This is a genomic window from Desulfomarina sp. (genome assembly GCF_054039375.1).
This window is the reverse complement of record NZ_JBPLBA010000237.1, coordinates 1-13,642: the sequence shown is the minus strand read 5'-3', so window position 1 is coordinate 13,642 and position 13,642 is coordinate 1. Positions and strand designations below refer to the sequence as shown.

General features: G+C 46.9%; 10 protein-coding genes and 1 tRNA gene. 7 read left to right on the top strand and 4 right to left on the bottom strand.

Features of this window, described 5'->3' with window-relative positions:
- The coding region (locus ACXLDX_RS13310; RefSeq protein ID WP_457577677.1) for a DEAD/DEAH box helicase at positions 1-2,871 on the bottom strand (2,871 nt) is incomplete at its 3' end.
- 334 nt (positions 2,872-3,205) lie between these two features.
- Here ACXLDX_RS13310 and ACXLDX_RS13305 point away from each other — a divergent pair.
- The 5 genes from ACXLDX_RS13305 (at position 3,206) to ACXLDX_RS13285 (ending at position 7,567) form a co-directional block, all read left to right on the top strand.
- Complete coding sequence (locus ACXLDX_RS13305) at positions 3,206-4,906, top strand: prephenate dehydratase domain-containing protein (protein WP_457577676.1); 1,701 nt, start codon at positions 3,206-3,208, stop codon at positions 4,904-4,906.
- 315 nt (positions 4,907-5,221) lie between these two features.
- The gene (locus ACXLDX_RS13300; protein WP_457577675.1) at positions 5,222-5,881 is read left to right on the top strand and encodes a zinc ribbon domain-containing protein; all 660 of its coding nucleotides are present in this window, start codon (positions 5,222-5,224) and stop codon (positions 5,879-5,881) included.
- Positions 5,882-6,079: 198 nt separating this feature from the next.
- Positions 6,080-6,156, top strand: a tRNA-His gene (locus tag ACXLDX_RS13295).
- Positions 6,157-6,260: 104 nt separating this feature from the next.
- Positions 6,261-7,076 (top strand): alpha/beta hydrolase, encoded by an 816-nt coding sequence (locus tag ACXLDX_RS13290; RefSeq protein WP_457577674.1) that lies wholly within the window; start codon positions 6,261-6,263, stop codon positions 7,074-7,076.
- Positions 7,073-7,567 (top strand): deoxycytidylate deaminase, encoded by a 495-nt coding sequence (locus tag ACXLDX_RS13285; protein WP_457577673.1) that lies wholly within the window; start codon positions 7,073-7,075, stop codon positions 7,565-7,567. The genes ACXLDX_RS13290 and ACXLDX_RS13285 overlap by 4 nt, the downstream gene beginning before the upstream one ends.
- Positions 7,568-7,743: 176 nt before the next feature.
- Here ACXLDX_RS13285 and ACXLDX_RS13280 read toward each other — a convergent pair whose 3' ends face one another.
- The 3 genes from ACXLDX_RS13280 to ACXLDX_RS13270 form a co-directional block, all read right to left on the bottom strand.
- Complete coding sequence (locus tag ACXLDX_RS13280) at positions 7,744-8,115, bottom strand: hypothetical protein (protein ID WP_457577672.1); 372 nt, start codon at positions 8,113-8,115, stop codon at positions 7,744-7,746.
- An 87-nt stretch (positions 8,116-8,202) separates the two neighbouring features.
- Positions 8,203-9,924: a hypothetical protein gene (locus ACXLDX_RS13275; protein ID WP_457577671.1), complete on the bottom strand. Its 1,722-nt coding sequence runs from the start codon at positions 9,922-9,924 to the stop codon at positions 8,203-8,205.
- A gap of 69 nt (positions 9,925-9,993) precedes the next feature.
- Positions 9,994-11,523, bottom strand: coding sequence for a YifB family Mg chelatase-like AAA ATPase (locus tag ACXLDX_RS13270; RefSeq protein WP_457577670.1), 1,530 nt, complete (start codon positions 11,521-11,523; stop codon positions 9,994-9,996).
- A 322-nt stretch (positions 11,524-11,845) separates the two neighbouring features.
- Between ACXLDX_RS13270 and trpB the strand changes: the two genes are divergently transcribed.
- Both trpB and trpA read left to right on the top strand, forming a co-directional pair.
- Positions 11,846-13,081: a tryptophan synthase subunit beta gene (gene trpB, locus ACXLDX_RS13265; RefSeq protein ID WP_457577669.1), complete on the top strand. Its 1,236-nt coding sequence runs from the start codon at positions 11,846-11,848 to the stop codon at positions 13,079-13,081.
- Positions 13,082-13,091: 10 nt separating this feature from the next.
- The coding region (trpA, locus tag ACXLDX_RS13260) for a tryptophan synthase subunit alpha (protein ID WP_457577668.1) at positions 13,092-13,642 on the top strand (551 nt) is incomplete at its 3' end.

Here is a 13,642-nt window from a genome sequence, read left to right as displayed (position 1 = left end):
TTTTCCGGCCTTGTTTTTGAATAATAAATATCCCTTTTCCAGGGCGTGGAAAAGGAGATCTCGGGTTATTTCAACATCATCTCTGCAATATTTTGAGATGAGTTCTATTTTCCCTTCCTTATACCATTGGAGAGCCTGGAGCCCATCTGCAGATTTTTTCCTGCCGAGGGTGGTTGCCGCCAACCGATCAAGACTAAGGCGGTATCCCAGCTGTTTCTGTACTTCGGCCAGCAGGTCCAGGTTGGGGAGTTGTGCCGGGTCCCGATCCGTATATTGTGAAAGTACCCGATTGTCAAAACGAATATTGTTGAAACCCACGAGCAGATCAAACTGGTGGAGATGGTCTATAAATTCATCTATTTCATCTTCCAGGTAAGATACATAGCCGTCCAGCCGTGAGTCATAGACCACCGCAACAGAGATGCCCATTTTTTCACAATTTGCCCATCCGCCCACCTCCTTTGCTGAACGGATTGTCTCCAGGTCAAAAACGCCAAAATGTTCGGGCAGGCTGTCCAGGCCGACCGGGTATGAGTTATTTTTCCCTGTACTCCTCACTTCTTTTACCTTCTTTTCTTCTTCGCCGGAAATGGCTTTACAGGCCGGAGGAATAACAAAGATATGCCTGAAAAATTCCAGACAGGCCCGTTTATCTATCGGCCGGTTTCCCGAGCCACACTTGGGTGAATGGACACAGGATGGACAGCCGTTTTCACAGCCACAGGTCATGATAACCTTATATGTTTGCTGAAGCAGTTCCTCCGCCCTGCCATAGGCACCCCTGACCAGACCCACCCCACCATGGTGGCCGTCATACACAAAAATCGATCCTTTTTCCGTCTGTTCATGGACAGGACATGAGATTCCGCCGATATCATTGCGATCACAGAGAACAAGGAGGGGAAGGAGAGCTATTATTCCATGTTCAAAGGCGTGAATTGCTCCCATAAAATGCATCTTTTTTTCTTCCAGGTGTCTTCTGGTCGTCTCCTCCACATCAAACCAGATACCTTCCGTTTCCACAGTCTGTTCCGGCAGGTCCAGATCTATGGTCGACATTGTCCGCTGTGTTCTTTTATTTTTTTTCTGAAAGCCGGTAACTTTTTCCGTCACCCTTATCCTGCCCAGGGAAACTGTAAGGCCGAAACAGGCTTTCTTTTCGTATAGTTCCAGAATTTCAGTCCGTTTACTCACCATCGGCCGGGTGTAGTAACCGGGCGAGTCACGACGCACAACCACCTCCCCTCCTTCCAGGTCAAGACGCTCCACCAGTTGCACCATTCCCCTGTGAATATAAACCGCCCCCGGATGGCATTCCTTCAACGCCCTGGTGCTGTCAATTTCCCCCGTTATCTCACCTCCTGGAAGCTCGATAATCACAAGCTGCCTGCCACCACCCCGAAGACTGACACGGTTCTGGGGGTATTTTCTCGTGGAGAGCCAGCAGTCGCCCGAACCGGTTTCCAGCAGGACACCCTTCAGCGTCATGTCAACCACTTTTTCCCTGATCTTCCGGTTCCGCAGGAGGGGCTCATCTCTTTTTAACGGGAGTTCTGCGCTGCAGCAGTGAAGGTGCTGGGCCGAGATTATATCATTTTCCGGATTAAGGACGGCGGACTCCGGTGCTCTTTTGAAAAAATCTTCGGGATTTCTCATAAAATATTGATCAAGCGCGTCTTCCTGGGCGATAAGGATCACGGCGGATGTCCTGCCGCCACGCCCCACCCTGCCGCCACGCTGCCAGGTGGCCATAACAGAACCGGGGTAACCCACGAGGATACAGAGGTCCAGGTCACCAACGTCTATTCCGAGTTCCAGGGCGGAGGTGGATATAACCCCGAGCAGGCTGCCGGAAAATAGTTTCTGTTCAATTTCTCTCCGTTCTTCCGGCAAAAAACCGGCCCTGTAGGCACTCAGTTTATCAGCCAGTTCTCCCAGTCGCCCGGAGGTCCAGATGGCAATCAGTTCCGTCATCCTCCTTGACCGGGTATAAACAATGGTTCGCAATCCCCTTTTCATTGCCGCCTCCAGCAACCTGGTGGCGCAATATGCGGCACTGTCCCAGGGATTGAGCATCAGAAAATGTTTTACCGACCTGGGCGCGCCACTTTCTTTAATGACCTTGACAGGACGATTCAGCAAGAGTTCTCCAAGTTCTCCGGGGTTGCCGATCGTGGCGGAAAGCAGAATAAATACCGGTTTCGCGCCGTGCCAGGAGGCTATTCTCTGTAGACGGCGAATAAGCCAGGCCATATGACTGCCCAGCACCCCCCTGTAGCTGTGCACCTCGTCAATGACGATATAGCGCAACCTGCTGAAAAAACCTGACCAGCTGTCATGGTATGGCAGTATGGAGAGATGCAGCATTTCCGGATTGGTGATAATGACCGGAGGTGGATTATTGCGTATCTTGCGCCTCAGGTAGGAAGAAGTGTCTCCGTCAAAAAGCGCGGCGGGTCCGTTTTCCCGGTATTGATTCTTTTCGCTCAACCGCACCAGGCTTTCAAGAGTATTAAGCTGGTCCCTTGCCAGGGCCTTTAAAGGGAAAATATACAGAGAGGTGCCGGGGACATCCTGAATCAATTCGTCCATTACAGGAAGATTATATATCATGCTTTTCCCGGAAGCGGTGGGTGTTGCAACTATAATATCATGACCCTGCAGGATATGGCGGATTGCCCTGCCCTGGTGTGAAAAAAAATTATTGATCCCGGATTTTTTCATCATCTCCAGGGAGATGGCAGACAGGCCGGGTCTGTTTTTTGAAAATTTTGCCTGAACCCCGTCTATTATTTTATGAAAGACAACCTGGGGCCCGAATCGGGAAGATTTTTTCAGAGAACTGATATATTCTGAAACATCGGGGTCCATAAAAGTATCGGTTTACTCCATGGTTTTCGGCAAGGCCGGGAAACAAAATGTTGCTTAAACGATGCGGAAAGGATATTTTCTGTTTTTCTCGCGTAATTTGGAACAAATTTAAAAACAGAAAGACAAAAAATAAATAAAAATAAAAGTAACTACTCATCGGGGTAACAATTATATGATTTTATTACCTCTGAACTGTAATTACTCACAGGTGCCGCAGATTTTTACAGGCTCTTTTGTTCGCTATAGCCTACCTATGCGTACAAAAGAGACCGTGAAAAGCTGGGGTACCTGTGAGTAATTACAAATAAAAAAATCTTTTTACTCTTTATCCACGATGGTCACAATTGCAACCATGGGCCCTTCCGGGTCAAACAGTGTTCTCGCCGCAAAACAGTATAAACCGGAGGCAGAGTTAAAACTCTATCCGAAATTATCCGACTGTCTAGACGCGTTTAAAAGAAAAGAAGCCGACTTTGCGCTTATTCCTGTCTATAACACACGGGAAGGTGAGGTAAAGGAATATTTCCGGCTGGTTGCAAAAATGGAAGAAGGCTACTGGATCGATAATGTCGTCCTTCCCATCCATCTCTCTTTCGGTATTTTCCAGGGAATAAAAGAAGTTCCGGTGACCACGATTGTCGGCCGGGGCCCTGTCTTTCGCCAATGTGACGAATATATTGAGGATAATTATCCCGGTGTGACCCTGATGGCCGTCCAGAATATTGAAGAGGCCATGGAGGAAATCAGCAGAGAAAAAAAATACGGCTACGCGGTTATCGATTCCGAAAAATTACTCGAACAATATGGCTTTCAGCTTGTCGCAAGGGAAGTTGTCTCCCATAACCGTACGCGTTTTGCGGTGATCGGCAGGAATATCGCTCCCCAGACAGGCTATGACGCAACGGCAGTTATCACCCACCCCCTGCGTGACCGGGTGGGTATGCTGGCCGATATCCTGGGGGAATTCACCAGAAGGGGTATTAATATTCTTGATCTCCAGTCGGAAAACGACATCAAAACGCAGAAACTCCGGATCTACGTGGAAATCGAAGGCCATATCGAAAACACCAATATTTCCGAAGCGCTCCGGACCATTGAAACAACAGTGATCCAGGAAGAATCCGCATTGAAAATTCTCGGTTCATTTCCCCGGGTCGACATGCGGGTGAAAAAGATCAGGAGTTTTGGTTTTATCGGCAGTGGAGACATGTCGCAATGGTTTGCAAAAAGACTGCAGAACGAGGGGTATGAGACATATATTTCAGGAAGAACATCAACTGTTCCGCCGGAGAAGATGATCAAGGAGGTCAATGTGGTCATCGTCTGTGTTCCCATCTCTGTGACCGCTACGACAATAAAAAAATATGGTCCTGTTTTAAAAAACGGCCAGGCCCTGATTATACTTGCGGGGGAATCTGAAAAAACCATACAGGCTGCCCTCGACTCCACTGATCCCGGTGTAGAGGTGATGTTTGTTCATAATCTATGGGGGCCCCAGGCCCTGACCATGAAAGATAAAAATGCGGCAATTGTCAGAACCCCCAGAAGCGGCAGTTTCTGCAGTGAATTTGAGGCATTTTTATATAAGCACGGGGCCGATATCTACCACGATTCCGCCAAAAAACATGATCTGCTTATGGGGGTAGGCCAGAAACTGCCCACAACCATTTCCGTTGCCCTGGCGATGACCCTTAAACAGTTTGGTATAAAAAACCGGGATATCGACAGCCATTCGACTCTCACATCCTTGTACGGTATTCTTGCCATGGCCAGGGTGCACAACCAGAACCCGCGCACCTACGCGGAAATTATGGCAACACGGGGGGAAGGTGAGAAAATAGTCCGCAGTTTCGCCGAGAACCTGCGGGCAATCATTGACAGGGCTGAACATGGCGATATCAGTGAACTATCAGAAATAATGGAAGAGAACAAAAAAGCGATGTCGCCCGCTTTTCTCCGTTCACGTATGAAACAGGCCAGGGCCGTTGACGATGTGATGAGTAACCCGAATATGAAAATGAAGGAATCGATGTAACTGTTCCGTGTAATCAGATTATAACCTAAATCCTGCACTTCAGAAAATGAAAAAATGCAAATATAACTTGATTTCAATATATTATGGTATATTTAACAAGTTTGGCTATTCACTTTTTAGGTGAATATAAATTTTTTCATTTTCTTTGCCCTGCGGGATTGGCAATTTTACCAAATCTGCTTCGTTTTCAATGGCTTGAAGTATGCCTATACGTCAGCGCCATTGAACCTCGCATCTCCGGCAAACTTGCCAATTGCATGATTTAGGTATAATACGATTAAACACGGTTTTTAATTTTATTGAGGAGTTTTCTTTATGATGTCCTGGGATTTAAAAATATTGGAAGAAGTAAAAATCTGCCCCCACTGCAACGAACAACTGACTTGTTGTGAGGCCCCGCAGATCCATGTGGGCGACGGTCTCGGCTGGGGCTCGGAAGTCCTGTTCATCTGCCTGAACGATGAATGCTCCCTCTTTGTCAGGGGTTTTGATTACCTGGAAGAAAAATTCGGCCATCGGGCCTCCTACAGGTATATGGAACTGCCCGGCTCCAAGGAGAGCAATGTCATGATGGTCGGAAACAAACACGCCTTCAAGGGCAGTATTATCGATCCGGAGGCAATCAGGCAGCAGAACAAACGGTACAGGAAGGAAAAAGAGGCACAGGAAGCATTAAAAACCTGTCTTGAAGAAAAAAACCTCGAACCGGTCCTCACCCTGCTGCTTGACGAAGCTGCCATGAAAAGTGCCAGGGTCGAAGCCCTGGAATACCTTGAGAAACTCAATGATTTAGCCTGTATTGATCCATTGAGAAATCATACCTTCAGAGACAGCTCCCTGGAGCAGAGTGTCAATATGATTCTGCAGCAGATCCTGCTGGCCAATTATAAAAAAGAATGTCCGTTCTGTGCAGAGATAATCAAATCCCAGGCAAAAATGTGCATGCACTGCGGCAAAGAAGTCATAAAATCATAGAGTTGCCACCCCTGTGAGCAATTACAGTTCAGATGTAATAAAATCATATAATTGCTACCCCTGTGAGTAGTTACTCAAGATGGTTTTAAACGACCGGGGCCATTTGGTTCTTAATTGGGCGACATTGAATTAAATCTTGCAAAACAAAAACCGACCGGGTATAAAAGACACGCGTTTCAGACAATGATACAGAATGTGGTGAATGTAGCTCAGCAGGTTAGAGCATCTGGTTGTGGCCCAGAAGGTCGGGAGTTCGAATCTCCTCATTCACCCCACTTTACACACAAGGGGTGGTTCCGGTGGTTCCGGAGCGACCCCTTTTTTTATCTGAAAATCCGCTGTTACCTCTTCCGGGCAGGAAATAAAAGGCGATATTTACATGGATACTTATTCAAAACTCGATTGTGATGTGATTCTCTCTACTCTTTTTCCCTTGGCGGACGCGCAGAACAGTTCTTCCGACAATGAAACTTCCGTCCCAATTCACCCGTCCTGCTCCTGCCGACTCTTTTGCGGAGATAAGAAAAATCCGGTTTTCATCATTTTTCTGCCGGAAAACCTGGAAAACTCGGAATTATTCGCCGAAAAACTGCTCAAATACGATATTAACAGTTTTGTGATCACTGTTGATCCTTATGATCCGGAAAAAAGACTGCCGACGATAACGGATCTGATGAATTCTTTGCCCGGAATTCTCGACAATATAAAAGCGTGCATGGCCGAAAATAAGATGGGCGGACAACTCTTTATTACCGCAAGATCGACAGGATCCGTTTTTGCCCTGGAACTGGCCTGCAATTTTCCGGATGAATTCAAAGGAATAATTCTTGAAAGCAGTGTCTGTGACACCATCCCTTTCCTGGAGGCGATAGGAGTTGATAAAAAACACCTCTGTTTTTCCGAAAACGAAGGTTTTAACAATTTGAAAAAAATAGAGAAAATCAAGCTGCCCACCATGTTCCTTCACGGCTCGCGCGATACACTTGTAGCCCCGGCTCTTGCGGAAAGACTTCAGGCGTCCTCAGGGGCGAGAACCAAGCAGTTTCACCTGGTTCCCGGAGCCGATCACAACTCAATAGCAAAAGCTGCCGGAGAATTGTACTACCAGACAATAAAGACTTTTGTGGATACAGTCTGCGGAACCAATACCTGGCGCCGGCGACGGAAGAATTTTCGCAAAGGAAAAACAGTATGAAACGAACCGATTACCTCTCCTGGGATGAGTATTTTATGGCAGTGGCCCTGCTGGCCGCCCAGCGAAGCAAGGACCCCAATACACAGGTGGGTGCCTGCGTTGCCAACGAGCAGAACAAGATTGTCGGTGTAGGATATAACGGCTTCCCCTGGGGCTGCTCGGATGACGAACTGCCATGGAACCGCACCGGCGCCTTTCTGGAGACAAAATACCCCTATGTCTGCCACGCGGAATTAAATGCCGTTCTCAATTCGATTTCCAAAGACCTGAGAAACTGCAGAATCTACGTGGGACTTTTCCCGTGCAATGAATGCACAAAAGTTATTATTCAGTCAGGAATTAAAGAGATCATTTATCTTTCTGATAAATACAGGGACAGCGACCAGGTGAAAGCATCAAAAATAATGCTGGACTCCGCGGGCATCGCCTACCGCAGACTGACAACAGAGCTGAAAAATATTACTATCAGTCTGGTCCCGCCGGAGCTGTAGTAATTGTTCACAGGCGCCCCAGCTTTTCACGGTCTCTTTTGTCCGCATAGGTAGGCTATAGCGAACAAAAGAGCCTGCAAAAATCTGCGGCACCTGTAAACAATTACAGTTCAGAGGTAATAAAATCATATCGTTGCCACCCCTGTGAGGGATTACGAGCGGTAGCAATTGCTCACCTACTTGATTCTTCGCAGGCCACCCTTTGTTTTCTTTCTTTCGGGTGGCGGCACAGAAACAGATGAAACATTTCCCCCCATTTCAAGGGGTTGAACAAAACGCTCTTCCCCACCCATGGTAAAAATTTCCTGGCCGGTCATCTGGGGGATCCGAAGCGTCCATGTTACCTTTTGAGGGGGAATTGACAGGATAGTGAAGTGAAGATGATACCATTCATCCTTCCTGGTTGGATCTCTTTCCAGATCATTGACATATCCATACATAAGCATCTGCGGATCTTTGGCGGCAACCAGGATGATATCACCCGTATCAATGGTTGTTTTGAAATTAATCAGCCCCCGCAGTTCTTTGATCAGTTTTTCCATTTTCATTACTCTCAATATTAATACCAAATCCTGCATTTCCCTGCAGCTGGAGACTGGCTCCCCGGAAAACCTGCCAATTGCAGAATTCAGATTTTATTTTACCACTTTAATAACCGACTCAATCACAACCCGGTCCCCGGCAAAATAGCTTCTGGTGGTTGTCTGATCAAACATTTTCAGACCATCCAGAATGGGATTGACAAATTTTTCCAGGACAATACGTGTTTTTGCCGCCGTTCCCCTGTCCTCTATTGCCATAACTGTTCCCGTAAATTTCAGGACAGATTTCAGGATATCAATGAGTTTCGCGTTATCGGTAAAACTGATGGAATTGTTTTCTTCAAGCAGTTTATCCACCATTTTTCCGGAAGGATGATTTTTCAGCAGCCGTATTCCCTTTTTGCCGGAATCTATAATTTCCCTGGCTGAAACCCTGCCGTTGCCCACATACAGATAATTATCGATAAAGCCATAAAGAGGTTCCAGGCCGTCTTTCGGGGAAATCGTCCATGAATAATAGGCTCCGGAGCCGTACAGATGTCTCTCCATGGGAATATCATACCTCTGGACAATACTTTTCAACATTTTTTTCAATTCTTCCGGCCGGGCAATTTTAAAAATCATCACTCCATAGGGCAGTGCCAGGAAATCTTCAGCATCGTTTTTCATTAGAATATAACTGATTTCATGACCGAAAAAGTCGATAAACTCAACGATACTCCTCCCTGTCAGCTCATTGATTGTCTCTGAAAAACGGATCAGTTTTTCATCATGTGTGAATAAATGTTCACCATAGAGGCGGTAAAGCAGTTTAAAATTGATTGTATTCGTCCAGTAGAAGAGCAGAGGGTTTTCAGGAGAAAACTGTATGGTGTCACAGACTGACGGCTCTGTCGTTGTCTGGTCTTCCACGATTTTGCTCACCATTTCCGGATTGAAGGTGACAATAATCCTGTCGCTGATAAATGCAGCATCTCTCTGTGCACCATAAACAGCAGATATAAATCCCTGGGTTGACACCACTTCCTTCCTGAAAACATCTTTTCCGGCAAAATCACAGGACTCCAGATGCCTTAACAGCAGCTCCCTTGTATGTTGTACCGAGAAATAGGCAAACTGTTCAGTATTATCATATTGGGTCCGTAAGGTTCGGTATTCTGTGTTTTCCGACAGGGAGGGCAATTCACCATCGTAGATGTCAATGCATTTTCTCAACAGTTTTTCAGAAAATCCTGCAAGAAAATACCCGTTTAAAACGACAGTTGAAAATGTCTCCCCTCCCGCTGTGATCCTTTTAATAAAATGATCACCGTACTGGCGGGTGGCGATAATGACATTATCCCTGCTGTCGGCAATATATTCTGCTATTTTCTGCAAAAGACCGGCGGGATGTCCCGGCCTGGCAATAATAACACTGTTCTGCCTGAAAAAGCTCATGCTGTCATGAATACCTGAATCAACCGGTTCACAGAGGGCAAAGACAACCTTGTGATTAAACAGCTCTTTCAGAAGCAGATTATCACTGCCTTTTTTCAACGCTGAATCAATTGTTTCAAGCATCTTCATTTCAGATTCCTGAAGGTCAAGTGATTTTCCAACATCAGTAAAATGTATCGATTTCAGAGCTTTTCCAAGTCTGGAATGTTCAACATTTTCCAGGAACCCGCTGAAGTTATCCTGTTCAAGATAGAGCAGGGTGTTTTCCGGCAGAAATCGGGCCGGATCAATGTATTGAGTTGGCCCGATCCGCCAGACAAGTAAATAAACGATGACCAGCAGTAAAGATAAGAAGGTAAGAAGTGTATTTTGTTTCACTGGATTTTCCTGAAAAAGTTATAAAATCAAAGAGTTGTCAGCACTTTTAGGAGTTACAAAACGCTGCTGTCAGGCCAACCTGCGATACTGAATGGCTTCCGCGATATGGCTGGTGCCGATTGACTCCCTGTCATCCATATCCGCGATTGTCCGGGCAATTTTTAAAATTCGATGATAGGCCCTGGCCGACAGCCCCAGTCTGTCGACACTTTTTTCCAGAAGCGCCGATGAAGCTGCGTCGGTTTTACAGAATTTTTCCACCTGTCTCGAATCCATCTGACCATTACAGTATACAGCAGGCCACTTTGCAAATCGCCTTTTTTGTATTGTTCTTGCCGCGTCAACCCGTGCTTTCACCTGCAGGGACGTTTCCGTCTGTTCATTGCTGCTTATTTCATTGTAATTGAGCGCTGGAACCTCCAGGTGAATATCAATCCGGTCCAGGAGAGGACCGGAAATTTTGCTTTCATATTTGCGAACCTGTACATCCGTGCAATTGCAACGATTCCTGCTGTCCCCGTAAAATCCGCATGGACACGGGTTCATCGCCGCAAGCAGGGAAAACCTGGCCGGAAAAGTCAGGGCCATTTTTGCCCGTACAATGGTTACCGTCCCCTCTTCCAGCGGTTGCCTGAGAAGCTCCAGAACATTTTTTTTGAATTCCGGCAGTTCATCCAGGAAAAGAACTCCGTTATGGGCAAGAGACACTTCCCCCGGCCGGGGAGAAGTACCTCCCCCGATTAGTCCGGCATCCGAGATGGAATGATGGGGCGCCCGAAAAGGACGTGTCGTACAGAGCAGACTTTCCCCTGCCTTTCTGCCGGCAATTGAAAAAATTTTCGTGGTTTCCAGAATCTCTTCCAGGCTCATATCAGGAAGAATAGTGGGAAAACGCTTTGCCAGCATCGTCTTACCGGAACCCGGAGGCCCTTTCAGAAGGACATTGTGCCCACCTGACGCGGCAATTTCAAGGGCTCTTTTCACATGTTTCTGCCCCTTGATATCCGAGAAATCAACCTGGTATTCAACATCTTTCGCCGGTGGAGGACCGGCAAGAGGCGGAATGGGTGCAATATCCTCCAGACCGGCAAGATACTCAACAACCTCGGGTAATGCTGATACGGGGATCACATCTATCCCCGGAGGACTCACCCTTGCCTCTTCCATATTTTCCGATGGCACAATTATTTTTGAAATACCCTGTTCTCTTGCCGCGAGTATCATGGGAAGAACCCCGTTCACCTTTCTGACACCGCCGTCAAGGGACAATTCTCCGACAATACAGCAGGTCCTGTGACGGGATCTGTCCACACTCAGGGTTTCCGTCGCTTCAAGAATACCAATGGCAATGGGCAGATCAAACCCTGAACCTTCCTTTTTGATATCAGCCGGTGCCAGATTGACTGTAATCTTTCTGCTCGGGAATTCATAACCACAATTCTTGATCGCCGCCTTGACCCGATCCCTGCTCTCCCTCACGGCACTGTCCGGTAAACCTACAGTTGCAAAAACCGGAAGACCGAGGGCCACGTCAACTTCAACCTCAATCAGCCAACCATGGATACCAATAACCGTACATCCTGTAATTTTGGAAAGCATTTCTTTTCTACCTAATCCTGCAATTGGCAAGTTCGGAGTCTTCGCTTACCTGCCGGAGATCCGAGGTTCAATGGCGCTGACGTATAGACATACTTCAAGCCATTGAAAACGAAGCAGATTTGGTAAATTTGCCAATCCCGCAGGGCAAAGAAAATGAAAAAATTTACATTCACTCAAAAAGTGAATAGCCAAATTTCATAAATATATCATAATATATTGAAATCAAGCCATAATTACATTTTTTCATTTTCTGAAGTGCAGGATTTAGGTTCAAGGTTTTTTATCCAATCCATGAAGGAAACACACCATCAGGGAAAATTTTATGAATAAACAGGGTTTTTTCGGTAACTGGGGTGGTTCTTATATCCCGGAAATACTGCACAGAACATTTGAGGAATTGAAGCAGGAGTATAAAAAAGCAAAAAATGACCCTGCCTTCTGGCAGGAATATACTGACCTTATGTCTACCTACTCCTGCCGTCCGACCCCTCTTACCTTCGCGGAAAATCTCACAAGTCATTTCAGTGGGGCGAAAATCTATATCAAGCGGGAAGACCTTAATCACACCGGCGCCCACAAGGCCAATAATGTGATGGGCCAGGGACTGCTGGTTAAAAGAATGGGTAAAAAACGGGTCATTGCCGAAACCGGGGCCGGTCAGCACGGTATGGCAACGGCAACCATGGCTGCCAAATTCGGTTTTGACTGTACCATCTACATGGGAGAAGTGGATGTATTGCGCCAACGACCCAATGTTTTCTGGATGGAAAAGATGGGGGCAACCGTTGTCCCGGTAAAAGACGGTAACCGCACATTGAAAGACGCCATCAATGAAGCTTTTCGTGACTGGGTTTCCAATGTGGACTCAACTCATTATGTATTCGGAACCGCATGCGGACCCGCACCTTTTCCGGAGATGGTCTCCTGGTTTCAATCGATCATCGGCCAGGAAGCTGCAGAGCAGATAATATCCCTGCATGGAAAACCACCGGCTAGAGTCTATGCCTGCGTGGGTGGCGGTTCCAATGCCATGGGGATCTTTCAAGGTTTTCTGGCAAACCACCAGACGGAGCTGGTCGGAGTCGAAGCCGGCGGAAAAGGTCTGGACACTGGCCACCACGCCTCAAGACTGTGTGGGACTGATGCCGGTCCAGGAGTTGCCCAGGGTTATAAGACCATGTTTCTCCAGAACGATGACGGCCAGATGCTGGAAACCCATTCTGTAGCTGCGGGTCTCGATTATGTCGGGGTCAGCCCCATTCTGTCCGATCTCTGGGAGCGGAAGAAAGTTCGTTTTGAGGCAGCAACAGACAGGGAGGTTATGGAGGCCCTCGATCTGACCATGAAACTCGAAGGTATAATACCCGCACTCGAATCTGCCCACGGCTTTGTCCAGGCCTTTAAAGAAGCCGGCTCACTTCCCGGAGGTGAGGCCATTATTATTAATCAGTCGGGCCGCGGTGATAAGGATATTTTTACCATTGCCGATGCCTTTGATGACCCCTCGTGGAAAAAATTTATTATTGAGCGGGCTGAACACTATAAAACAAACTCATAATGGAGGGGATATGAGTCTTGAGAAAATACTTCGTAGTCGTAAAAAAGAAAAAGAAATCCTGTTGATGACCCATATTGTTCTCGGTTATCCCTCGTTTGAAGTGAACAGGGAAGTGATCGCCCAAATGGTAGAAAACGGAGTTGACTGCATTGAAATGCAGATCCCGTTTTCCGAACCGATGGCGGATGGCCCGGTGATTCTCAAGGCCAACCAGGACAGCCTGGCCCGTGGAACCAATGTGAAAAAATGTCTGGATTTTGGCAAAGAAATGGCTCAACTATACGACATTCCTTTTCTCTATATGACCTATTACAACATCATTTTTAATTACGGGGAAAAACAATTCTTTGAAACGGCCGCAGCAGCAGGGATAAAGGGGCTGATCATTCCCGATCTCCCTCCGGAAATGAGCCCGGATTTTTTCGAATACGCCCGCAAATTCCACATCGCTCCGATCCTGATCTTCACTCCTGCCTCAACAGATAACAGAATGGCTGAGCTGGACAGATACGGGGCAGGTTTTATTTACTGTGTTGCCAGGCGTGGAGTGACAGGTGCCCA